Raw genomic sequence first — 22,657 nt, 5'->3', positions numbered from 1 at the left:
ACGCGAGACCGATCTCGGCTGTCGGCGCGTCCTATTCGACGTCGTTGCGCTCGGCGAGCACCTTTTTGACGAGCGTCAGGGCGTTCAGGCACTTCGGATAGCCGACGTAGGGAATCAGGTGGATGATCGCCCCGACGACCTGGTCCTTCGTGAGACCGACGTTGAAGGCTGTGTTGATGTGCAGTTCGAGCTGCGGCTCGGTGCCGAAGGCCGTCAGTCCCGCGATGGTGACCAGGGCCTGTTGCTTCTTGTCCAGGGCCGGCCGGGAATAGATGTCACCGAACGGGAATTCGACGATCAGACTCGGCAGGTCGGGCGCGAGTTCCTCGTAGTACTCGATGAGCTTCGTGTGCGACGCGATGTCGGGGTTGTCCTTGGGCTGGTACTCCATCATCTTTTCCAGTGCCTTCTGGAAACGTTCGGACGCCATGGGAACTCCTTCGTGTGGGCGGAGGGAGCCTGAGATGCCCCTCGGGAGCGGCGGCGCCGCACGAGATCAATTCGGTACGTCTACGCAGCGTAATGGAGGTGTTCCCGGCACCCTGTGTCATCGTCATCGCGTCCCGGCGGGTTGGTGAAATCCGTGCCGAAAAGGAGCAGCGGCGGGGAAAGTGCGGCACGGCGGCGCGGGGCGCGGGCCGAGGGCGCCCTCGGCCGGTGGTCTCCGACCTCCGTCCCGGAGGCACGCGGCACGATCCGGCCCGGCGCGCCGCCTTCCACCGGGCGGTCCGGCGAAGTCTGCGCCGCTTCGGCGTCGAGGCCCGCTTCGAGGTTGGGAACGCGGGCTCGATGACGGGAACGCCGATTCGACGGTGTCGAGGGTGGGGAGTCAGCGGCGCCGGCGGCGTGCGAGGCGGCGGAATGCCTTCGGTCCGCCGGACGGCGTGGACAGTATGCCCGCGACCGCGTCGGCCAGCAGGGTGCCGACCGTCTCGGCCGCGCACCTGCGGTTGGCTCCGATGCCTCCCGAAGGCCCGCGTTTGATCCAGCCCACGACGTAGGCCCCGGGCCTGCCCGGCACCCGGCCGCGCTCGTGCGGAACGGTCCCGGTGTCCTCGTCGAACGCCAGTCCCGCCGGGGGCGCTCCGCGGTGGCCGACCGCCCGCAGCGCCAGGCCGGCCGGGATCTCCTGCTCACCGGCGCCGCCGGTGGCACGCACCGCCCGGACGCTTTCGTCTCCGCGGACTTCGACGGGAGTGGAGAGGAAACGGAACACGATGCGGCGCCGGCGTCCTGCCGTCCCGGGGGCGAGGGACCAGTCGACGGCCCCACGTGCCACGCCCCGCAGCAGTCCCGCCCTGTCCCCGGGCCCGGCGGCGTCGATCGTGGCCCCGATGCGCGCATCGTGGTCGTCCACGAGCAGGTCCACGCCGGGGAGGTGCTTCAGGGCGAGCAGCTCGGGCCTGGTGTACGCCGCGTGTTCCGGACCGCAGCGCCCGAGCAGGGCGGCGGGGCTGATCGAGGACCTGCCCTCGTGCGAGGAACTGATCGAGCGCATCCTCGACGAGGCCCGAGCCGCGCTGAAGTCCCTCCCAGGGGCGGGCTGACGTCCAGGGTCACGTGCGCGGGCGGGGCGGCCGGGATCTCCGGGCCGCCCCGCCCGCAATCGGAAGACGAATGGCCCGCGACCGCCTGCCGTGCCCAGGTCGTGCCCTCATGACGGCGGATGATCCGGAACGCCCGTCGGCAGGCTCGCGCGACACCGCGACACCGCGACGCACCGACGCACCGACGCACCGACGCACCGACGCAGCACAGACCGACGCCTACCGCCGCACCTCCGCCCACACGCACTTGGTGTACGCGTCCCGGACGCTGCACCCCCAGCGGGCCGCGTACGCGTCGACGAGGACCAGGCCCCTCCCCGATACGGCGTCCGGGCCGACGGGCCCGGGCGCGGTGGCGGGCAGCAGGCGTTCGGGGCGGGTGTCGGTGACCTCGATACGGACGGTTTCCGCCAGGAGCCGCACGGTCAGCCGGAAGTCGCGGCCGGGCAAGCCGCCATGGGTGACCGCGTTGGACGCGAGTTCGGCCGTGACCAGAGCGACCGTACGGGCGAGGTCGGAGTCGTGAGGACAGGCGCACCACTCGGTGAGCTGCTGCACGGCGAGGGCACGCGCCAACCGCGCACCGCGCGGGGTACTGCTGAGCCGGAGGCACAACTCACCGTGCGAGGTGCCTGGTTCACGGATGTCTTCCTGTGGCTTCACGGCGCCATCCTGAGCTGCCGAAACACGGCCCGACCAGGGCTTTCGGCCGTACCGGCCGAGGCGGTACGGAGCTCGCCCACGGCGTGACGGTCTGGCTGTACGGGCCTTGTACGGGTGCTGGACAAGTGGCGGCCGTGTCCCGGCAAACAGCCCTCCCGTTGAACGTATCCCCGTCCAGGTGGAGTCGGGACCGGAGCGGGCTCGGGAGGAACCGGTGGCGGAAAGGGATGTGAGGCAGGTGCGGGAGACCGGGAACAGCGGCAGGGCACGTGCGAAGGCGCGGCAGGACGGCGACCTGCCGGGAGTTTGGGTGGCCTACGGCACGCTCCTGGGGCATCTGCGCAAACGGGCGGACTTGAACCAGCAGGCGCTGGGGCAGGCGATCGGTTACTCGCTGGAACAGGTCGCCTCGGTCGAGCAGGGACGCCGCCCGGCGAAGGAGGCGTTCACCGAGGCCGCGGAACGGGTACTGGACGCGCGTGGTGTTCTGGAGGTGCTCCAGCCCGATGTGGACCGGGCCAAACTCCCCCGGTTCTTCCGCAACTTCGCGGCCGTCGAGGCGGAGGTGCTGAGCCGCTTCTCGTACGATCCACTACTGGTCCCGGGCCTGTTGCAGACGGAGGCGTACGCACGAGCGGTGTTCGCCGGTCACTGCCCGCCGTTCGGTGAGGAGATCGTGGACCAGCACACGGAGGCACGACTCAGCCGCCAGAAGCTGCTGACGCGCGACCCGATGGCGGAGCTGTCGTTCATCATCGGGGAGGAGGCGCTGCGCGATCCTGTGGGCGGTGCGGTGGTCATGCGCGGCCAATGGGAACGCCTGCTGGAGGTAGGCAGGTTGCGCAACGTTGAGGTCCAGGTGATGCCTTCGGGGCGAGGGTTCCATCCTGGTAAGAACGGTCCGTTTGTGACTGTGCAGACGAAGGAGCATCAGCACCTCGGGTACTTCGAGTCGCAAGGTGTCGGGTGCACGGTGAGTGATCCGGCGGAGGTCAGTACGTTCGGGTTGCGATATGGCAAGCTGCGATCGCAGGCACTGAACGTCGAAGAGTCTGCGCGGCTCATCGAACGGCTGGTGGGAGAGACATGAGCATGGAGCGGGTGAACCAGAACGTGGACAGACTGCACTGGTTCAAGAGCAGCTACAGCGGATCGGATGGCGGTGACTGCGTGGAGGTGGCCGTGGCCCATGTCTCGGTGTACGTACGGGACTCCAAGGCCCCGGCCGACGGGCCCACGTTGCGGATCGGACGCGAGGAGTGGGCCGCGTTCGTCTCGCACGCGAGCGCGTAGCGTGCTGATGCCGGTCGAGCAACTGCCCCTTTACCGACACGCGCGCGCATCCCACAAGATCGCCGGTCCGTACGGCCGGAATGGGAGCGAAGAGGTCGATGGTGTCGTCGTCCGTAGGCTGTTGCACCCGCCAGATCGCACAGAAAGCGGAGGACCGACGAGCGACGGGACGATCCAACAGGCACTCATCAACGCCAGAACGCGCGGGCGCAGGCGGTCAGGGTAGACCCGGCCGATGACGGTGTTGATCGACACCGCGACCATCCCACCCGCCAGCCCGTCCAGGAAGCGCCCGGCTGCCAGCTGCCAGATCGACGTGCTGGCGCCCGAGACCCACAGGGTGGCTACCGCCAGCACCATGCCGACCGCCAGCGGACGCTGTGCCCCGGCGCGGTCTGCCCAATGACCGCCCAGCACTCCACCGAGCAGACTCGCGGCTACGAAGCATCCCGCCACCAGCGGGTAGAGCGAGACCCCGTCCAGGTCTCGTGCGGCCGTCGGCAGTGTGGGGACCACGGCCAGCGCGGCAAGCCCCGTCAGGAACATCACCGCGGCGAAACTGGAGGTGGCGGCCGCGTACCGCCCCGAGAACAATCCCTCGGTGGTTCCGGGTCGCGCCGGTGGACGATCGGCCACCGTTGTCGGCTCGTCGGAGGCCGGCACGGTCGGTTCCGTGGATGTCGCGGGTGGGCAACTCGATAAGCGCTTCGGATCACCAGTCACGGGCGGAAGGTAGGCGGAGCGCACGACTGCGTGCCACCTGTTTTCTTCGAGCTGCCTGGCACCCCGTCCAGATCACCGCCGTTTGCGGTTGGTGACACGGTTCTTACCGGCACGTCGGCCGTGAGTACAGCGTGACTGAGGTGCTTTCACCGGAACCCACGGCGCCTTCGGCAGGCAGGCATGAAAGTGCGGCGGGTCCGTTACCGCTGAACCACTGGGCTCACTCGACGCGCTGTCCGACACGGAGGACGCTCAGGTAACGGCGTGAAGCCCGGTCGCCCATCCGCGTGCGGATGCGCTCGGCGATCGCGTCGAGCAAGGGCTCACGGACGTCGCGGTCGAGCCTCCGGTACAGCGACGTCGAGCGAAGGAGATCGGCAAAGCCGTCCCCGTTGAACCACTGAACGGTCGGGTACCAGCGCACGATCGTTGGGCCGAACAATCCGCCGGAACCTTCGACCAGTCCCCAACCCTCGTCGGTGGTGCGCACGACGTCCTCCAGCGGCGGATGGCCCCAACCGGGGTTCCCGGGGCAGAACCGCTCGTGGAGGTCGGCGGTCTCGGCGTACACCTCCAGCTCTCCCGGCCGGCGGACAACGACGTGGCCGAGCAGTGCCATCCAACCTCCGGGACAGAGCACGTCGTGCGCTCGTTGCCAGCCGATCGACGGGTCGACCCAGTGCCACGACGACGCAGCCACGAGCACATCGAAGCGTCCACCGCGGTCGTCCCACTCCTCAAACGTCGACGTCTCGACTTCGACGTTGCCGAAGGTGGCGATCCGTTGGCGGACGAGTGCGGCCATTTCCCTGCCCGGCTCGATGGCGGTCACTGAGCATCCGAGCGCTGCCAGCGAACGCGTCGCCTGACCGGTACCGCAGCCCACCTCCAGCACCGACGACCCTTCGTCCATGCCGGTGACGGTGACAAGGTCCGCGAACAGCTCGTCAGGGTACCCCGGCCGGACTCGGTCGTAGAGCTCCGGCACCTCGTTGAACACCCGCCCAAGGTCATGGCGATTCGGGCGCACCTTCGGGTCATCAGTCACAAGCGCACAAGTTATGAGGCACGTCCACGGGGACGCCATTGGTTTAACGGTAGCTCTCTCGGCAGCTCGGACAGCCATGCCTGCCCCCGGGGCACCGTCCGTCGCTCCGGCCACGTTGTTCGCAGACGCGGCGGTGTTCAGTGCGGAATCACCCAGCTCGGCGTCCAGGTCCCGGAGGCGTCGTGGCCGGGCGCTGCGCCGGCGCGGAAGAACGCGGCGACGGCACCGGATCGGAGGGCGGCGACGGCCGTCTCGATGTCGAACAGCATCAGCGCGTCGAGCTCGATCTCGGGGTGCGCGTGGTGGAAGCCGCGCATCAGGCCCAACTGCGCGTTGCACGAGGTGATCACGTCGACACGCAACGGACGGCGGCCGGTGCGCATGGACGCGGACGCGCTCGGCAAAGCGCAGCAGCTCGCGCGCGTGGGGCAGGAACACGCCTGCCCGGCGATGGTGAGTTCGGCTTCTTACACGGTACGGGTAAGAAGCGGCGAGATTGGTAAGCGTCGACAACCCTGAGCACTTTATTGGGCAGTTCGGAACGATTCCTCTTCACGCTGCGTAATGGCGAAATGCGATGGGGGCACACAGACCGTGCTCATAGGATGCGCAGGAACTGCATCGACCACCTGCGGGAGACGTGTTGAGAGAGTTGGCCCGCGTCGCGCCGGAGGTCCGGGATCGGCTCGTCGTTCGGTTCGGCGCTGATGTGCTCGGTTGGTGTGACGGGTTGCCGACTCTCGTCCATGAACTCGCTGCTCGTTGGAATCTGGATCTTGTCGCGGCGGGCGGCGGAGGCACCTCGCGGGTGTTCCGCTGCTTGCAGCGTGACACTGGTGTCTCGGTCTGGCTGAAGCTCACGCCGGAGCCCTTGATCGCCCGCGAGGAGGCCGAAGCCCTGAGGGCCTGGGCAGATACGCCGTCGGTTGTCACTCTGCTGGCAGTGGATCTCACCGTCGGGGCTATGCTGCTGGAGAGCGTGGAACCGGGAGTGCCGGTGCGGCAGCTCGCTTGGAATGTGCCCGAGGTCGCGGCCCTGCTGCGAGACCTGCGGGCCTCGCCTCGCATGCCGGGGAAACACTCGGTACTACAGCCTCTCTCACACCGGATCGACTTCCTGTTCGATTTGATCGATCGCAGGTTGGCGGCGACCCGCGTGAACGGCCTGTTTGCCCCGACGGTACTGGGTCAGGCCCGGGCAGCGGCCCTGGAACTTGCAGGCAGTGGGCCCGTGGGACTCGTGCATGGTGATCTCCATCCGGCCAACGTGCTGTCTGGTCCGGGCGCCCGCATGGTGGCAATCGATCCGAGGCCGACGTGGGGTGACCCGGACTTCGACGCTGTGGACTGGGTGCTGGAGGGTATTGCAGATCTAGCCATGCTGGAGCAGAGGATCGAGGAGCTGGCGGCGCTGGTTCCTGGCCTGTCTCCTCATCGTGTGCTGGATTGGTGCCGGGCTCTGGCCGCCCTCAATGCGGCTCCCCAAATGTGCGCAGGGCGGGACGATGCGCAGACGCAGTTCCTTATGGCCCTGGCCGGCGGCTGATCCGCCCGGTGGCTGTGGCCGGATCCGCTCAGCCGTTGCCACTGTGCCTGTCAGCTGCGGTGAGGGCACGCCTGGTTCCGACGGCCTGTTCGGCCCGGCCGTTCAGCGGGCCGTTGCGATGAGGCGTCGCAGTGAGGCGTGGGCGGGTGGGCCCCAGGTGGGCTTGCCGCCGGGGCGGCCGTGGACGCCGGCGTCTCCGATGAGGATGCCGCCGAGGGCACGCAGTACCGCCCAGCCGCGGGCGCGGCGCAGGGTCGCGGCGTCCGCAGCCGGCTGGTAGGCACCGTGGAAGCGGTCGGCGGCGCCGTCCGGCAGCAGGATCCAAGGGGCGGCGAGGTCGCAGGCCGGATCACCCGCGCAGAGGTCGCCGAAGTCGATCACGCCGCAGAAGGTGCCGTCCGCGGTGAGGACGTTGGCCGGATGCAGGTCGCCGTGGAGCCACAGTGCCGGGCCCGCCCATTCGGGCGCGGCAACGGCGTCTTCCCAGACCGCGTGGACGGCGTCCGGGTCGGGAATCAGTCCCAGCCCGGTGGCCGAGGCGAGCTGCTCGGCGAACCCCTCTGCATGGTCCGCCAGCGGCCCTCCGCGGCCGCGACCGCTAGGTGCCCCCTCGGGGGCGGGACGGTGAAGAGCCGTCAGGAAGACGGCCAAGGCGTCGGCCGCCTCCTCGGCGCGCGTGGCGGGAGCGCGGTCGGCAGGCTCGCCCGGCACCCAAGTGGTGACGATCCAGGGGCGCGGAAACCGCTCGGAGGGCTCGCCCAGGTGCTGCGGGACGGGGACCGGCAGCGGAAGGTGCGGGGCGAGAGCGGGCAGCCAGGCGTGTTCCTTGCGCAGCAACGCGTCTGCGGTCTGCGTCGCCCAGGGCAACCGGACGGCGAGGTCGTCGCCGAGCCGCCACATCTGGCTGTCCCAGCCACGCGCACCGAACCTCAGAAGGTGATCGGCCAGGTCGGGGTGCTGGTCGCGCAGCAGATCCCGGACCAGCTCCGCGGTGATCTCGATCTCGGTGTGGGACATGCGAAGCAACGATAGTGTCGCCGGCCGTCCCGTGGCGGAGCGGCTGTGGCCGATGTTCCTCACCCGGCGGAGCCCTGTCCCGTTCGGCGTCGCCACGAAGAACAGCGGCTGAAGGGCGAGAGCGGACGAACCACCCTGCGGGTGCGGGGCGACGCCGTCGGTGAATCCGGCGGCCGGGGTCGTGGCCCCGCGGGCCGCCGGCACGGTCTCACGGAGCCCGTGACCGCCTCACGGCATAGGCTGCCCTCGGCACGGATACGGCTGGGTGGGGGGCACATGACGGCTGGGGCGGTTCCGGGGTGGGCGTCGGCACTCGATTCTGTGGTGGTGTACGCGCAGGGCGCGCTCTGCCGCCGCCGGGCCCGGGGCACGGTACCGGCGGGCGGACAGGTACGGGTGACGGGGCTGCCCCGGTCGCTGGACCCGGACTCGTTGCGGGCCCGCGTCGTCGGTGCTTCCGGGATACGTGTCACCGAGGCCCGGGTGGAGGTACGGGCCGAGCCCCATGACACGGACCGCCCCGACACCTTGCGGCGCGAAGTGGAGCGGCTGCGCGACGACTGTGCGGCGGCGCAAGGCCGCCGGGACCGGCAGTCGGCGCTGATCGAGGAGATCAGTGCCCTGCGTCCGGTGCCTCCGGCCCGCAAGCGGGACGACCCGCACCGCCGTACACCGGTCGACGCGTGGCTGGAACTCTCCGACTTCGTCGATGAGCGCCTGACCGGACTGCACAGCGGGCTCCGCGCGCTGGAGGAGGAGCTGCGCCGGGTCGAGCACGAGCTCACCGTCGCGGCGGACAGGCTCTCCCGTGCCTCCACCGACGTGCCGTCGGCGCATGTGGCCACCTCGTTCGGTGCGGTCCTCACGCTGGACGGCTCGGGTGAGGTGGAGGTGGAGGTGGAATACGGGGTGCCCGGCGCCGTATGGGTGCCGGCCTACCGCCTGACCTACCGTCAGGGTGGCGGTGAAGGAAGCCTGTTGCTGCGGGCCTCGGTGGCTCAGCGCACGGGCGAGGACTGGACTGGGGTGCGTATCGCCCTGGCCACCGCCGACCTGCGCCGCCGCACGGACCTGCCCCGGCTCCGCTCGGTCCGCATCGGACGCAGTCAGCCCGCCCCCACGCCCTCGGGCTGGCGTGCGCACCCGGCGGGGCTGAACGGTCTTTTCGCCGGTTACGACGCGGCGGGCCCCGGGCCGGACACGAACGCCGCGCCCTCGCTCGTCGGGGCCGCCGCTCCGTCCGGTCCCGTTCCGCCGCTGCCTCCGCCGGCACCGGCGGGCTATGGCGCGCCGCCGGTTCCCGGTGGCGCGGAGGGTGCTTCTCCTCAGGCCTACGGCAGCGGTGCTCTCCTGTCGCCGTCCGGGCCCCCGGCACGCGCCAGGCCACGCACCGGCGGCCGTCCCGCCGCGGCCTCCGGAGCAGCACCGCCGCGGCCCGGGGCGTCCGTGGCCGGCACCGCGCCCGTCCCGTCGGCGCCCCCGGCGGGGCTGCCGCAGCCGGACGGCGCCGAGCTCGACTACACCGCGCTCGTCCTGTGCGGACCGGAGGAACCGGACGGTCGCCGGGGCCGGCTGTTCCCCGGTTCCGGTTTCGACCCGGTGGCTGCGGAGTACCGCCGCCGCGCCGAGACGGTGGCCGCGCTGCCGCTTCCCGGGCACGCCGTGCGGCCCCGCGAGTCCGCGGGCTCCTTCGACCACCGGTTCGATGCCGCCGCGCCGGCCGACATTCCCTCGGACGGCGCCTGGCACACCGTCACCGTCGGCGAGATCCCGGTCGGCCTGCGCACCGAGTACATCTGTGTGCCGTCCGTGGAACAGACCGTGTACGCGACGCTGCTGCTCTCCAACGCCACCGAACAGGCCCTCCTGGCCGGCCCGGTGGAGGTGACCGTGGACGAGGAATTCCTGCTGACCGCCTCTTTGCCCACGCTCGCGCCGGGCGGTGAGTGCCGGGTGGGCCTCGGACCGGCCGAGGCCATCGCGGTCACCCGCCGAACGAATCTGCACGAGTCGACCTCGGGCCTGCGCAACAACGTCACCGTGCTCGACCACCGCGTCCACGTGGAACTGGCCAACCGGCTCCCCGTCCCCGTCTGCGTCGAAGTGCGCGAGCGTGTGCCCGTCACTTCCGACACGGACGTCCGGATCGAGGAACGAGCCGAGTGGACGGTGCCCGAGAGCGGCGCGGACCCGGAGCGGCACACGCCGGGCACGCGTCTGTGGCGGGTCGAACTGCCCGCCGGTGGCACCGCCGCACTCGACGGCGGCTACGAGATCCGGATCCCGGCCGGCAAGGCCCTCACCGGCGGCAACCGCAGGAGCTGAATCAGCCATGTCCACGTCATCGGAGCCGATCTCTCTGATCCCCCTGATCGCCCTGCCCGTCACCGCCGTCACCTGCATGGAGGACCGCGCTCACCTGGAGCGGGCCGCCGTGCTCGACCTGACGTCCGGCACCCAGCGACTGCGTCTCGGACCGGTCAGCGCGCTGGCCGTCGACCGTACCCTCCACGCCGAGCTGACCGCCGGCCACTCGACGACCGTGCTCGACGTGCGGATCGTACGCAGCTGGACCCCGCGCGGGCCGGGGCCCGCCGACGACGACTCCGCGCTGCGCCGCCGGATGACAGCGCTGGAAGAGGAGCGGTCGGCCCTGGAGCAGCAGCGTGACCGGCTGCGCGCCCGCGTCGAGCTGCTCGGCCGCGTCGCCGCCGATCTGCTGCGGGACATAGCCGAGGGCGCCGGCTCCGGGGAGACGGAACGCGGCCGCTGGAGCCGGGAGTTGGACCGGGTGGACGGCGAACGCAACTCCTGCGGTGAGCGACTGCGCGCGGTGGAGGCCGGGCTGGCCGGCATCGCCTCCGAACTCTCCGAGGCCCATCGGGCCATGGACCTCTACGGGACGGAGCCCGCGGAGTTGACCGGCCACATCGAGCTGGCCGTCCACTCCTCGGCCGTCGGCCGGGCAGAGCTGCGTCTGAGTCACCTCGTCCCGTGCGCACTGTGGCGGCCCGCGTACCGGGCCGTACTGAACGGGCAGGACCTCACCCTGGACACGGACGCGATCGTCTGGCAGAGCACCGGCGAGGACTGGTCGAACGTACGGCTGACCCTGTCGACCGCCCGCTCCGCGTCGGCGGCGGAACCGCCGCGGCTCGGCGAGGACCGGCTGACGCTGACGGACCGCTCCGCCGCGGAGCGCCGTACCGTCCAGGTCGGCCTGCGCGAGGAGGAGATCGCGGAACTCGGCCCCTCCCCCGTGCTCGGGCTGCCGGGAGTGGACGACGGCGGCGAAGTACGGGTGCTCCACTCCCCCGCGCCGGTCTCCGTGCCGGCGGACGGCCGCGCCCACCGTGTTCCGCTCGGCTCCTTCACCTCGTCCGCGCGGAGTGAGTACACCTGCTCGCCCGAGCTGTCTCCCCTGGTCAGCCAGGTGGTGCGGTTCGACAACCGGTCCGGCCACGCGCTGCTCGCCGGGCCTGTCGACCTCATCGGCGCCGGCGGGTTCGGCGGACGCGGCACCCTGGACTTCACCGCCCCCGGCGCCCCCGTCGACCTCGCCTTCGGCAGCCGGGACGACCACCGGGTCCTGCGGCAGACCGAGGAGACCCGTGAGACCGCCGGAATCGCCCAGCGGACCGTCCTCACCCGCACCGTCCGGCTGCACTTGTCCAGGTTCTCCGCCCCCGGCGAGGAGGACGACAGGGTGATCGTCCTCCGGGAACGCATTCCCGTCTCCGAGGTCTCGGCGGTGGAGGTACGCCTGAACCGGGACGCCTGCTCGCCCGTGCCCGACGCGGTCGACACGGACGGGATCGTCCGCTGGAACATCCCGTTGGGTCCCGGCGGCCGACGCACCGTCACCCTGGTCTACGACGTGTCGGCGAGCAGCAAGGTCACCGGTCTCTGACCTCGCCGTCGGCACAACCATACGGGTGAGGGGCGTCGGGCATGAGGAGCGGGCACCGGCCGGGACATCCGCGTGGGCCTCGGCCGGGGCGGCGGGTCGGGCGGTTGGTGAGGGATAGCGGGGGTGGCGCTGACGCGCGGGGTGCAGCACGGGCCGTGCCGTACGGTCACACCTTGGTCGAACGCGGCCCGCTCGACGTCGTCCGGTTCGGCCGCGCGGAGAAAGTCGGCGACCTTGCCCGGCATGCCGAGGGTGACCGGCAGCTCCGGGACCGGGGGTACTTCGGTGTCGGCAGTGTGCTCGGGCATCAGCTCGGCGACGGTCGTGCGGATGGCGCCTCGAGTGACGCCGTGCTCGTCATCGTCTGCCGCCTTCTCGGGGGCAACCGTGTGGCGCGAGGCGAATGGAGACTACTTTGTGCAGCTCAGTGCAGGTGTGAGCGACAGTATCGTGTGCACCCTTTATGGCGCCGCTGCCGGGTCGCCAAGAGGGATTGCCGAGTCGGCAGCAGAGGTTCGGTGTCAGTGTTCGCAGTCCTCTGCGCGTGTCTGAGGCCGGCGGCACGGGGGTGGCGACCAGCAGCAGTTGTCAGTGGGCAGTTCAGATTCCCCACCGGCGGCCACCTGGCAGTGAGCTGTCCGGCCTCGCCTCCGTCACCTTCCGTGACTACCGGCTCGGGACCATGCCGACGACCTGTGTCCGACGAGGCGGTTGCCGCCAGCATCCGCGGAAGCGGCCTGACCGGGCCCATGGCAACGCGTGCGCCGGACCGCGGGGCATTCTTCGACCGGGAGCGTCGCCCGTCACCGTAGTTGGTTGAATGCCTGGTCGGCTTCGGCCACGGCCTCGGGGTGGACGTCGTGGGCGGTTCGACCGTCGGCGATCTTCTGCCAGTTGGTCCGGGCGAGCACCCGTTGGACCGCGAGTACCTGGGCGGCTAGCAGGCGTGCCTGGATGCCTTCGCCGAGAGCGTCCGCCAGTGCCTCTTCGTCCTCGAGCTGGTACCGCGTGAGCCGTCCCGCCAGGCTCGGTGTGGTGAACACCAGCCGATGGAACGCCACCACCTCGGGATGATCGTTGAGGCCGGTGACGGGGTCGTACCGATCGAGGCCGGCCCGGAAGTGCCGGTGCAGCGCCGTCACCGGTTTGATGCCGGACTTACGGTCACGTACGACGCGTGCCGCCTCGCCCTGATGGTCCGCAAACCGGTGCAGCACCAGGTCTTCCTTGGTGGGGAAGTACCGGAAGAGGGTCGGCTTGGAGATTTCGGCCGCCGCGGCGATGTCGTTGACCGAGACGCGGTCGAAGCCGCGCTCCAGGAACAGCGAGACGGCCGCGTCGCCGATGGCATCGCGCGTCCGCTCCTTCTTGCGGGCCCGCAGTCCCGTCGGCTCGCTCACCTGACCATCGTAACATTCATGACCAGGTTGCTTTTTTAACCGAGTAACGTTTTTATGAGCGGCGTGAATCAGACAGACATTCCTCCCGTGCTCGTAACCGGGGCGACGGGCCGGGTCGGCCGCGTCGTCATCGACCGACTCCTCGACGCGGGCGTGCCGGTCCGCGCCCTCACCCATCGCTCCGAGGCGGCGGCGACGCTGCCGACGAAGGTCGAGGTCTTCACCGGCGACCTCACTGTGCCCGAGTCGCTCGACCCGGCATTGAATGGTGCCGGTGCGGTCTTCCTCGTCTGGACCGCACCGCCTCAGACAGCCGCGGCAGTCGTCGAGCGACTGGCAGCCCACGTGCGACGGGTCGTCTTCCTCTCCTCCCCGCACCAGACGCCGCACCCCTTCTTCCAGCAGCCCAATCCCATGGCGGTGCTGCACGCCGACATCGAGCGGCTCATCGCGGCCACCGGACTCGAGTCGACGATCATCCGGCCGGGGATGTTCGCGTCGAACTCGCTGACCTGGTGGGCACCCACGATCCGGGCCGGCGAGGTCGTCCGGTGGCCTTACGGCGCTGCCGAGACCGCACCGGTCGACGACCGCGACGTCGCAGCCGTCACGGCGCGGACGCTCTATCAGGACGGACACGTCGGAGCCGACTACGTTCTTACGGGCCCCGAGTCGCTGACCCAGGCCGCGCAGGTGGGCGCCATCGGTGACGCCCTGGGGCATCGGATCGCATTCGAGGAGATGACGCCGGACGAGTTCCGAAGCCTGTCGAAGGGCACGGCGCCCAGCTCGACCGTCGACATGCTGCTCGCCGCGTGGAGCACGGCGGTCGGACAGCCCGCGTACGTCACCACTGTGGTGGCCGACATCCTCGGGACGGCACCGCGAACGTTTCGCCAGTGGGCCGCCGACCACGCCACCGCGTTCACGGAGGGTTCGTCACCTCGTCGACCGCGGCCTGCCCCGGCGTCGTGACGTCGCATCAGGCGCAACGTCCGGTTACCGCGTTCATGGCACTGTTCGTCGGTCTCACGCAGGGTGTCGTCCTCGGCCTCGCCCCGGGGCCGCCGTCACGCTTGGCGGTGGGTCGGCCCCGACCCGCGGCGGATCACCACTCGCGTGCAGGTGTGCCGATGCGGTGTTCGCCAATCCGCGACGGACTACCTGTAGCGGATGTGCAGGTGGTTGTCGTGGTTCGGGTAGCTGGTGGTCAGCCCCTCGGCGATCAGCTGGGGGTCGTTGAAGAAGACGAGTGCGCTGTGGCCGGGTGCCTTCGCACGGATCTCCTGGACGAGGCGGCGGGTGGCAGCGCGGTCGTAGGTGGACGACTGCCAGGTGATGCGCCCTGCGGTGCACTGGGCCGAGTCCGTGCGGACCGGCCACACGTCGATGTCCCTACCGGTCTCGTGGCTGCCGAGGCCGGGGATGTCACCGCCGTGTTCGAAGCCCGCGTCGCCGATCGGCAGTACGCCGTTCCCCGTGCCTGCGAAGGTCGCGGCGGCGGCCTCCAGCCGGCCCACGGCGCCGGCCGTCGCCCAGTGGGCGTTCGCGTTGCCGTCGGGGCTCCGCGCGCACATCGTGCCGCTCCAGTTCGTCCGGACCCCGTCGGGGTGGAGGATGTCCTCACTGGCCTGGGACGACGCGCCCGCCACCGTCACCGGATGACCGTGCGGATCCGGTGGACGGGAGGACATGGCCCAGGGACCGGGTCACTTTTCGGGAAAGTGACCCGGTCCCTGGGCTGAGCCCCCTGGTACACCGGCACCGGCTCACGGGGGCGGTGCCGCCCGGCGGGTTCAACCGGCAGCACCGGGGCACGGGGCCGGTGGCGCTACGGGGTCCGTCAGAGGCGTTCGATGATGGTGACGTTGGCCTGGCCGCCGCCCTCGCACATGGTCTGGAGGCCGTAGCGGCCGCCGGTGCGCTCCAGTTCGTGGAGGAGGCTCGTCATCAGCTTGGTGCCGGTGGCGCCCAGCGGGTGACCGAGGGCGATGGCGCCGCCGTTGACGTTGACCTTGTCCGGGTCGGCCCCGGTCTCCTTCAGCCAGGCCAGGACGACGGGCGCGAAGGCCTCGTTGATCTCGACCAGGTCGATGTCGTCGAGGGACATCCCGGCCTTCTTCAGCGCGTACGCCGTCGCCGGGATGGGTGCCGACAGCATCCGGATCGGATCCTCGCCGCGCACCGACAGGTGGTGGACGCGGGCGCGCGGGGTGAGGCCGTGTTCGGCGACGGCCCGTTCGGAGGCGATGAGCAGCGCCGAGGCGCCGTCGGAGACCTGGGAGGAGACACCGGCGGTGATCCGGCCGCCCTCGACGACCGGCTTGAGGCCGGCCATCTTCTCCAGCGAGGTGTCGCGGCGCGGGCCCTCGTCCGCGGTGACGTCGCCGTAGGCGACGGTCTCTCGGTCGAAGCGGCCCTCGTCGATGGCGCGCAGGGCCCACTGGTGCGAACGCAGGGCGAACTCCTCCATGTCCCGGCGGCTGATCCCCCACTTCTCGGCGATGAGTTCGGCGCCGTGGAACTGGTTGACGGGTGCGTCGCCGTAGCGGGCGCGCCAGCCTTCGGAGCCCGCGTAGGGGCCGTCGGTGAGGCCGAGGGGCTCGGCTGCCTGACGGCCGGCGAAAGCGATGGGGATCATCGACATGTTCTGGGTGCCGCCCGCGACGACCAGGTCCTGGGTGCCGGAGAGGACGCCCTGGGCGGCGAAGTGCACGGCCTGCTGGGAGGAGCCGCACTGGTGGTCGACGGTGGTGCCGGGCACCTCCTCGGGCAGGCCCGCGGCGAGCCACGCGGTGCGGGCGATGTCCCGGCCTGCGGGCCGACGGTGTCCAGGCAGCCGAAGACGACGTCGTCGACGGCTGCCGGGTCGACGCCGGTGCGTTCGACCAGCGCCTTGATGACGTGCGCCCCGAGGTCGGCGGGGTGGACGGCGGACAGGCCGCCCTTGCGCCGGCCGACGGGGGTGCGGACCGCTTCGACTATGTAGGCCTCGGCCATGACTGCTCCCTCGTAAGGGGAATGACGAGGCGTCAGGTGCGTAGGGTGATGCCTTCCAGGACCATGGAGAGGTACTGGCGGGCGATCTCCTCCGGGCTGTGGGTGCCGCCGGGGCGGTACCAGGAGGCGGCCACCCACACGGTGTCGCGGACGAACCGGTAGACGAGCCGCACGTCCAGGTCGCCGCGGAAGACCTTCTCCGCGACACCGCGTTCCAGGGTGCGCAGCCAGGCGTTCTCGAACTTCACCTGGGAGTCGGCGAGATAGCCGAAGCGCGGCTGGGCGGAGAGGTGTTTGGACTCCTTCTGGTAGATGGCGACCGCGGGCCCGTGGCGGTCGATCTGCCGGAAGGACTCGGTGACGAGGGCCTCGATGGTCTCGCGGGGACCGAGTCCGGCGGCGAGGACGGTGTCGTAGCCAGCCCACAGTTCGTCCAGGAAGGTGGAGAGGATCTCGTCCAGCATCGACTCCTTGGAGTCGAAGTGGTAGTAGAGGCTGCCCGCGAGCATCCCGGCGGCGTCCGCGATACGGCGGACGGTGGTGGCGTTGTAGCCCTGGTCGGCGAAGACCTGGGCGGCGGTGGCCAGGAGTTCGGCGCGTCGTTCGGCGTTGGCGTTTCCGGTCATGTGCTCATGCTCTCTGGCTGCTGACGGAGACGGTCTCCCCGGTCATGTACGAGGAGTATCCGCTGGCCAGGAAGACGATGACGTTGGCGATCTCCCAGGGTTCGGCGTACCGGCCGAAGGCCTCGCGTTCGGTGAGGTCGGCCAGGAGTTCGGGGGTGGTGACTTTCACCAGGTGCGGGTGCATGGCGAGGCTCGGGGCGACGGCGTTGACGCGTACGCCGAAGTCGGCGGCCTCCAGCGCGGCACACCGGGTCAGGGCCATGACGCCGGCCTTGGCGGCGGCGTAGTGGGCCTGGCCGCGCTGGGCGCGCCAGCCGATGACGGAGGCGTTGTTGACGACGACCCCGCCGGTGCCCTGCTCCTTGAGGCGGCGCAGGGCGACGCGGGTGCAGCGGAAGGTGCCGCCGAGAGTGACGTCGAGGACCTTGGACCACTGGTCGTCGCTCATGTCGACGAGGTCGGCCGTGCCCCCGAGGCCCGCGTTGTTGACGACGACGTCGAGGCCGCCGTGGCGCTCGGCGGCGAGGGCGAACAGGGCGTCGACCTGCTGCTGGTCGGTGACGTCGCAGGGCAGTGCGGCGACGTGGTCCGCTCCGAACTCCTCGGCGAGGGCGGCACGTTCGGCCGCGCTCGGCGCCGCCTTCGCCGCCGACGAGGACCCCACCGCGCTGGAGCGGGCCGCCGCCGTCGCCAAGTCGGTCTGCTCCGAGGCGTTCTCGGTCGTGGCCGGCGAGACGATCCAGTTGCACGGCGGGATCGGCATCACCTGGGAGCACGACGCGCACCGCTACTTCAAGCGGGCGCACGGAGCGGGCGAACTGTTCGGCGCGCCCGCGGCACACCGGGCGCGGCTCGCCGCCGGGCTCGGACTGACCTCGCACTGAACCCGTACCGCCAGTGAACAAGAGAGGCCGGAGAACATGGACATCGGCAATCCACTGGACTTCACGGGGCGCGTGGTGCTGGTCACCGGCGGCACCAAAAGGATCGGGGCGGCCATCGCCGAAGCGTTCCTCGCTGCCAGGGCCGATGTCGTCGTCTGCGGCCGCAACGCCCCGGACACCCCGCCGGCGGCGCGGGGCCGGGAGGCGGTCTTCGTCCCCGCCGACGTGCGCGACCCCTCGGCGGCGGCCGGGCTCGTGGACAGCGCGGTGGAGCGTTTCGGCCGCCTCGACGTGCTCGTCAACAACGCGGGCGGCTCCCCGGACGCCGACGCGGCCACCGTCTCGCCCCGCTTCGTGGAGAAGATCGTCGCGCTCAACCTCCTCTCGCCGTTCTACGTGGCGCAGGGGGCCCACCGCTTCATGCGGGCCCGGCCGGGGGGGCGGCTCGGTCGTCAACATCGGCAGTGTCTCCGCCCACGACCCGCAGCCGGGCACCGCCGCGTACACGGCCGCCAAGGCCGGGCTGCTGGCCCTCACCAAGGCGCTGGCCCTGGAGTGGGCGCCCGAGGTGCGGGTCAACCACATCACCACCGGCCTGATCCGTACCGAGAGCGCCGCCTCCGTCTACGGCGCGGACGCGGGCGCTTCGGTGGCCGGCGTCATTCCGATGGAACGGATGGCCGTCCCGGCGGACGTCGCCCGCGCCTGCCTGTTCCTCGCGAGCGACCTGGCCGGATACGTCAACGGCGCCGATCTCGCGGTGTACGGGGGCGGGGAGTTCCCGGCGCGCTACCTCGCCGCGAAGTCGGCCGGCGGGCAGGGGTGAACGCGTACCGCGGCTGCCGCGGCACGCGGCACGCGGCACGGGCGGCGACGGGCCGCAGGCCCGCCCGCGTTCTTCCCGTAGCTGTGCGAGCGTCCACCGCCGTGGCGGTCATGGCCTGGGTCCGTCCCTCATGTACTGAGTGCCGATGGTGGCGAGCAGGGCGAGTCTGCTGTCGGATTCGCTGCCGGGTTCGGCTGTGTACATCACGATGCGCAGGTCGTGGCGCTGGGTGGTGAGGATGTCGCAGTCCAGGTCGAGGGTCCCGACCTCGGAATGGACGACCCTCTTGATGGTCGGGCCGTGTTCGGCGATCTCGTGACGCTGCCAGAGTTCGCGGAACTGCGTGCTTGTCTCGTTCAGCCGTGCGGCGAGCTGTCGCGGCTGGGGGTCGTCAGGGTAGCGGCCGGTACTGCGTCGCAGGTCGGCGACCAGGGACGCGTCGAGGGCTTCGGTGCTGCCGGGGCCGTACAAGTGGCAGTCCGAGGTGCCGGTGAAGTGCAGCCACAGCAAATTGCGGTCGGCTTCCCGCAGCTGGGAGGGGTCGCCCGCCAGCGCCGCCCACAAGCGGTTCCAGAGCAGGAGGTTCCACATCGCATCGAAGACGGCCACGGGCCGTTCGCCGGTGCGTTCCACCAGGCGGCGGATACTCGCGGGCACCAGCCGGCTGATGTGTCCACCGCCGGTGGCGTGCCCGGCCAGACGGAACAGGTGCTCCTGTTCGGTGTCGCCGAGCTGCAATGCCTGAGCGAGCGCGGCGCACACCTGCGCCGAGGGCGCCGAGGCCCGCCCCTGCTCCAGGCGCACGATGTAGTCGACGGAGACGCCTGCCAGCACGGCCAGTTCCTCGCGCCGCAGCCCTTTGGTGCGCCGGGCGGTGTTCGCCGGCAGACCCGCCATGTGCGGGGTCAGCCGCTCACGCCACACCCGCAGGATCGCGGCCAGTTCACCGGAGTCGCTCATGGAATCCATGGTCGCAGCACACGCCGGGGACAGCCTGGTACTCCCGTTACCAGGAAGAAGCGTCTCTGGCCCGGCCCGGCAGCGCGCCGCAGACTGGCGATCACGACCACCACGCTGATCATCGGAGCGCGTTCTTCGACGCCGACAGCATCAGCCCTTGGTGGCCACACCCGGCCCAACCGCTCCTACGAGAAGGAAACCCGTTCATGATCGTCGTCACCGGGGCCACCGGCCAGTTCGGCCGCCAGGTCATCGAGCACCTGCTCCTGCGCGGTGTGCCGGCCGCCCAGGTCGTCGCAGCCGCCCGCACCCCCGCCAAAGCGGCCGGTCTCGCCGCCCTGGGCGTCGAGGTCCGCACCGCCGACTACGACCGACCCGAGACCCTGATGGCGGCTTTCGCGGGAGCCGACAAGGTCCTGCTGGTCTCCTCCACCGGCTCGGACGCCACGCGTATCGCCCAGCACCGCGCGGTGATCGACGCCGCGTCCAAGTCCGGCGTGGGCCTTTTCGCCTACACCTCGGTCACCCTCGCCCCCACCAACCCGATGGGCCTGGCACGAGTGCACCGTGCCACCGAGCAGGCCATCGCCGAGTCCGGTCTGCCCGCCGTCATACTGCGCAACGGCTGGTACACCGAGAACCACACCGCCGCCCTGCCCGGGGCCGTCGCGCGCGGCGCCCTCACCGGCAGCGCGGGCGACGGGCGGATCGCCTCCGCGACCCGAGCGGACCTCGCCGAAGCCGCAGCCGTCGTCCTCACCCTCGACGATCAGGCCGGGAAGACCTACGACCTCACCGGTGACACCGCCTGGACACTGCCCGAACTCGCAGCCGAGGCCGCGGCACAATCCGGCACGCCTCTCGCCTACACCGATCTCCCCGCCGAGCAGTACCGGCAGATCCTCCACCAGGCCGGACTGCCCGAACCTGCCGTCGACCTGATCGTCGACGCCGACGTACAGATCTCCCACGGCGCCCTGGACCACGTCACCGGCGACCTGACCACCCTCCTGGGCCGGCCCGCCACACCGCTGTCCGCCACCGTTGCCCAGAGCCTGCGCACCTGACCGCCAGGTGTCACGTGGGCCGCGCCCGCAGGGCCGCCACCGGCGGCACACCTGACGGATACGCGGCAACGCCCTCTGCCGGGCCCGGAGAGACGGAGGGCTCCCAGGCTCTCTTTCTCCTCGTCGTCACCGTCGAGCCCGGCCCGTACGGTGCCGACCCGAGCCCTCTCGCCTTCGCCCTGACCGTCGACCGGCGAGACACAGTGAGAACACTTCAGGAATGCCGGATTCACGTCAGACCGTGAAGAGCCGCTGGAGAGAGGACGAGCTCCCTGGCCACGCGGCCGGAAACTCAGCAGGGCTTACGAGAACTCGCGGAAGGTAGCACCGTCACGGCAGGTCGGGGGGCCCGGGGGGCCCAGGCGACTCCGTTGATGTGCGAACCGCCGTCGACGAAGAGCGTGTTGCCGGTCACGTACCGTGCGCCCTCGCCCGCGAGGAACAGCGCAGCCGGGGCGATGTCCAGGTCGGGGTCGCCGATCCGGCCCATGGGGTTCATAGCACCGACCTGCTTCTCCAGCTCGGGGTTTCCGCTCATCCTGCGCCGGTAGGCCGCGCTCTTCGCGCCGGGGCAGATGGCGTTGACCACGATCCCGGTCGGGGCCCATTCGCGGGCGGCGGTCCGGGTCAGGGTGCGCAGGGCCTCCTTGGCGGCGTTGTACTCCAGGGTTCCCATGTGGGCGTTCACGCCGTTGAGGCTGCACATGTTGACGACCCGGCCCCAGCCGCGCTCCTTCATGTGCGGGAAGGCCGCCCGCATCGCCCAGAACGGTCCGTAGAAGCCGATGCCCAGGCCGCGGGCCAGCATCTCGTCGGTCTTGTTCTCGACCCGTCCGAGGTCGCCGGTCGCCCAGGCGTTGTTGACCAGGATGTCGACGCCGCCCCACTCCCGCACCGCGGTGTCGACCATCGCCAGGACCTGCGCCTTGTCGCCGACATCGGTGCGCACGAAGCGGCCGCCGATCGCGTCGGCCGTGGCACGGCCGGTCTCCTCGTTCACCTCGGCGACCAGTACCCGGGCCCCCTCGGCGGCGAACCGCCGGGCCACCGCGGCGCCGATGCCGTCCCCGGCGCCGGTGACGACCGCGACGCGTCCTTCGAGTTCCATGTCTTCTCCCCTTGCGTTCCGCCGCTGGCGAACGCGGTGTGCGCCGGACCCACCGGGTACGCGCGCCCCGGCCGCGTCCCCGCGGGCCGGGGCGGCTTCCCTCAGACCAGGTTGTCCTCCACCGTGAGGCCGAAGGCCCCGCGGCCGTACATGGCCAGGGCCCGTTCCACGTCGTTGGCGACGTGGACGCTGCCCGCGTGGGCGTCGCGCCAGGCGCGCTCGATGGGGTTGCCGCGTCGCAGCGCGTTGCCGCCGGCGGTCTTGAAGAGCAGGTCGATCGCGGCGACGGCCCGTTCGGTGCCCCGGACCTGGTCGCGCCGGGTGCGCAGCCTCAGCTCCATGGGGATCTCCCGGCCCGCGGCGGCGAGTTCGGACAGTTCGCGCAGGTTGCGGTCCATCTGCAGGACGGTCGCGTCGATGTCGGAGGCGGCGCGCGCGATGGCGACCTGGGCGAACGGGTCCTCGGTGAACCTGCCGCCGCCCAGGCTGAGCCGCACCCGCTCCTTCATCAGCGACACGTACGACTCGTAACCGCCCGACACCGCCCCGATCACCGGTGCCGTGACGGCGCTCGTGAAGATCGCCCCGAACGGCAGCCGGTACAGGGGCCCCTGGTTGACCTGCTGCCCGGGTCCCTTCAACTGGGCCTGCTCGTAGTTGCGCAGCACCCGGTGGGCGGGCACGAACACCGACTCGACGAGGATGTCGTTGCTGGCGGTGCCGCGCAGTCCGACGACGTCCCACACGTTCTCGATGGTGTAGTCGGACCGGGGCACCGGCACGGTGAGGAAGTCCACCGGCCGCCCCTTCGCGCCAACGACCGGGGCCCCGAGCAGGGCCCATGTGGCGTGCTCGCAGCCCGAGGAGAAACTCCAGCGGCCGGTGAGCCGGTAGCCGCCGTCGACGGGGGTGAGCCGGCCCACCGGCGCGTACGACGAGGAGATGCGGATGTCCCGGTCGTCGCCCCAGACGTCGTCCTGCGCCCGGCGCGGGACGGGCCGCGGCCCGAGCGGGATTGAACCGGCCCTCACCGGCCTCC

General features: G+C 71.0%; 19 protein-coding genes and 5 pseudogenes. 9 read left to right on the top strand and 15 right to left on the bottom strand.

Annotated features, from left to right (window positions below):
• Positions 1 to 31: 31 nt before the first annotated feature.
• The 3 genes and pseudogenes from OHB56_RS37970 to OHB56_RS37960 form a co-directional block, all read right to left on the bottom strand.
• Positions 32 to 430 carry a carboxymuconolactone decarboxylase family protein gene (locus OHB56_RS37970; RefSeq protein ID WP_406358407.1) on the bottom strand — a complete coding sequence of 133 codons (399 nt, stop codon included), beginning with the start codon at positions 428 to 430 and terminating at the stop codon, positions 32 to 34.
• A gap of 399 nt (positions 431 to 829) precedes the next feature.
• Positions 830 to 1,447: pseudogene (locus tag OHB56_RS37965) on the bottom strand (ferredoxin-NADP reductase); the annotation flags it as partial.
• A gap of 319 nt (positions 1,448 to 1,766) precedes the next feature.
• A complete protein-coding gene (locus OHB56_RS37960) occupies positions 1,767 to 2,210 on the bottom strand; it encodes an ATP-binding protein (protein ID WP_360042545.1) in 444 nt (147 codons plus the stop codon).
• 238 nt (positions 2,211 to 2,448) lie between these two features.
• Between OHB56_RS37960 and OHB56_RS37955 the strand changes: the two genes are divergently transcribed.
• Together OHB56_RS37955 and OHB56_RS37950 are read left to right on the top strand one after the other, a co-directional pair.
• Positions 2,449 to 3,300 (top strand): helix-turn-helix domain-containing protein, encoded by an 852-nt coding sequence (locus tag OHB56_RS37955; RefSeq protein WP_406359293.1) that lies wholly within the window; start codon positions 2,449 to 2,451, stop codon positions 3,298 to 3,300.
• The gene (locus tag OHB56_RS37950) at positions 3,297 to 3,503 is read left to right on the top strand and encodes a DUF397 domain-containing protein (RefSeq protein WP_079034790.1); all 207 of its coding nucleotides are present in this window, start codon (positions 3,297 to 3,299) and stop codon (positions 3,501 to 3,503) included. Before OHB56_RS37955 ends, OHB56_RS37950 begins: the two co-directional genes overlap by 4 nt.
• Positions 3,504 to 3,644: 141 nt before the next feature.
• Here the strand turns inward: OHB56_RS37950 and OHB56_RS37945 are convergent.
• The 3 genes and pseudogenes from OHB56_RS37945 to OHB56_RS37935 all read right to left on the bottom strand — a co-directional run.
• A pseudogene (locus OHB56_RS37945) lies at positions 3,645 to 4,049 on the bottom strand (MFS transporter); the annotation flags it as partial.
• Between the two features lie 397 nt (positions 4,050 to 4,446).
• Positions 4,447 to 5,274 (bottom strand): class I SAM-dependent methyltransferase, encoded by an 828-nt coding sequence (locus OHB56_RS37940; protein ID WP_406358404.1) that lies wholly within the window; start codon positions 5,272 to 5,274, stop codon positions 4,447 to 4,449.
• Positions 5,275 to 5,459: 185 nt separating this feature from the next.
• Positions 5,460 to 5,738, bottom strand: a pseudogene (locus tag OHB56_RS37935) (LysR family transcriptional regulator); the annotation flags it as partial.
• 179 nt (positions 5,739 to 5,917) lie between these two features.
• Here OHB56_RS37935 and OHB56_RS37930 point away from each other — a divergent pair.
• Entirely contained in the window at positions 5,918 to 6,820 is a 903-nt protein-coding gene (locus OHB56_RS37930; protein WP_406358403.1) for an aminoglycoside phosphotransferase family protein, read from the top strand.
• 102 nt (positions 6,821 to 6,922) lie between these two features.
• Here OHB56_RS37930 and OHB56_RS37925 read toward each other — a convergent pair whose 3' ends face one another.
• Positions 6,923 to 7,837, bottom strand: a complete 915-nt coding sequence (locus OHB56_RS37925; protein ID WP_406358401.1) for an aminoglycoside phosphotransferase family protein — start codon at positions 7,835 to 7,837, stop codon at positions 6,923 to 6,925.
• A 276-nt stretch (positions 7,838 to 8,113) separates the two neighbouring features.
• Here OHB56_RS37925 and OHB56_RS37920 point away from each other — a divergent pair, with 276 nt between their 5' ends.
• Together OHB56_RS37920 and OHB56_RS37915 are read left to right on the top strand one after the other, a co-directional pair.
• Complete coding sequence (locus OHB56_RS37920) at positions 8,114 to 10,162, top strand: DUF4139 domain-containing protein (RefSeq protein ID WP_406358399.1); 2,049 nt, start codon at positions 8,114 to 8,116, stop codon at positions 10,160 to 10,162.
• A 7-nt stretch (positions 10,163 to 10,169) separates the two neighbouring features.
• A complete protein-coding gene (locus tag OHB56_RS37915; protein ID WP_406358397.1) occupies positions 10,170 to 11,747 on the top strand; it encodes a mucoidy inhibitor MuiA family protein in 1,578 nt (525 codons plus the stop codon).
• Between the two features lie 803 nt (positions 11,748 to 12,550).
• Here OHB56_RS37915 and OHB56_RS37910 read toward each other — a convergent pair.
• Positions 12,551 to 13,147, bottom strand: coding sequence for a TetR family transcriptional regulator (locus OHB56_RS37910; protein WP_326756219.1), 597 nt, complete (start codon positions 13,145 to 13,147; stop codon positions 12,551 to 12,553).
• A gap of 87 nt (positions 13,148 to 13,234) precedes the next feature.
• On the opposite strand from OHB56_RS37910, the gene OHB56_RS37905 reads away from it, so the two are divergent.
• On the top strand, positions 13,235 to 14,122 hold the full coding sequence (locus OHB56_RS37905; RefSeq protein WP_326756218.1) for an NAD(P)H-binding protein: 888 nt from the start codon (positions 13,235 to 13,237) through the stop codon (positions 14,120 to 14,122).
• A 185-nt stretch (positions 14,123 to 14,307) separates the two neighbouring features.
• Here the strand turns inward: OHB56_RS37905 and OHB56_RS37900 are convergent, their stop codons facing one another.
• From OHB56_RS37900 to OHB56_RS37885, 4 genes and pseudogenes are all read right to left on the bottom strand, one after another.
• Positions 14,308 to 14,805, bottom strand: coding sequence for a hypothetical protein (locus OHB56_RS37900; protein WP_406358394.1), 498 nt, complete (start codon positions 14,803 to 14,805; stop codon positions 14,308 to 14,310).
• A 185-nt stretch (positions 14,806 to 14,990) separates the two neighbouring features.
• A pseudogene (locus tag OHB56_RS37895) lies at positions 14,991 to 16,147 on the bottom strand (acetyl-CoA C-acetyltransferase).
• A gap of 32 nt (positions 16,148 to 16,179) precedes the next feature.
• Positions 16,180 to 16,773: a TetR/AcrR family transcriptional regulator gene (locus tag OHB56_RS37890; RefSeq protein ID WP_406358392.1), complete on the bottom strand. Its 594-nt coding sequence runs from the start codon at positions 16,771 to 16,773 to the stop codon at positions 16,180 to 16,182.
• 4 nt (positions 16,774 to 16,777) lie between these two features.
• Entirely contained in the window at positions 16,778 to 17,437 is a 660-nt protein-coding gene (locus OHB56_RS37885; RefSeq protein ID WP_326756215.1) for an SDR family oxidoreductase, read from the bottom strand.
• On the opposite strand from OHB56_RS37885, the gene OHB56_RS37880 reads away from it, so the two are divergent.
• Positions 17,331 to 17,657, top strand: a complete 327-nt coding sequence (locus tag OHB56_RS37880; protein ID WP_326756214.1) for an acyl-CoA dehydrogenase family protein — start codon at positions 17,331 to 17,333, stop codon at positions 17,655 to 17,657. The genes OHB56_RS37885 and OHB56_RS37880 overlap by 107 nt on opposite strands.
• Positions 17,658 to 17,693: 36 nt before the next feature.
• A pseudogene (locus OHB56_RS37875) lies at positions 17,694 to 18,483 on the top strand (SDR family oxidoreductase).
• A gap of 108 nt (positions 18,484 to 18,591) precedes the next feature.
• On the opposite strand, the gene OHB56_RS37870 reads toward OHB56_RS37875, so the two are convergent.
• Positions 18,592 to 19,443: a helix-turn-helix transcriptional regulator gene (locus OHB56_RS37870; protein WP_406358389.1), complete on the bottom strand. Its 852-nt coding sequence runs from the start codon at positions 19,441 to 19,443 to the stop codon at positions 18,592 to 18,594.
• Positions 19,444 to 19,649: 206 nt separating this feature from the next.
• On the opposite strand from OHB56_RS37870, the gene OHB56_RS37865 reads away from it, so the two are divergent.
• Complete coding sequence (locus OHB56_RS37865; RefSeq protein ID WP_406358387.1) at positions 19,650 to 20,510, top strand: SDR family oxidoreductase; 861 nt, start codon at positions 19,650 to 19,652, stop codon at positions 20,508 to 20,510.
• A 292-nt stretch (positions 20,511 to 20,802) separates the two neighbouring features.
• Here OHB56_RS37865 and OHB56_RS37860 read toward each other — a convergent pair whose 3' ends face one another.
• On the bottom strand, positions 20,803 to 21,618 hold the full coding sequence (locus tag OHB56_RS37860) for an SDR family NAD(P)-dependent oxidoreductase (RefSeq protein ID WP_406358385.1): 816 nt from the start codon (positions 21,616 to 21,618) through the stop codon (positions 20,803 to 20,805).
• A 101-nt stretch (positions 21,619 to 21,719) separates the two neighbouring features.
• Complete coding sequence (gene hsaA, locus OHB56_RS37855) at positions 21,720 to 22,649, bottom strand: 3-hydroxy-9,10-secoandrosta-1,3,5(10)-triene-9,17-dione monooxygenase oxygenase subunit (RefSeq protein WP_406358383.1); 930 nt, start codon at positions 22,647 to 22,649, stop codon at positions 21,720 to 21,722.
• Positions 22,650 to 22,657: the final 8 nt, after the last annotated feature.

Origin of the sequence: Streptomyces sp. NBC_01635 (assembly GCF_045209715.1) — a bacterium.
In the GTDB taxonomy this organism is placed as follows: domain Bacteria; phylum Actinomycetota; class Actinomycetes; order Streptomycetales; family Streptomycetaceae; genus Streptomyces; species Streptomyces hirsutus.
Note: the sequence above shows the minus strand (reverse complement) of the source record. Positions and strands in the feature narration are given on the sequence as shown.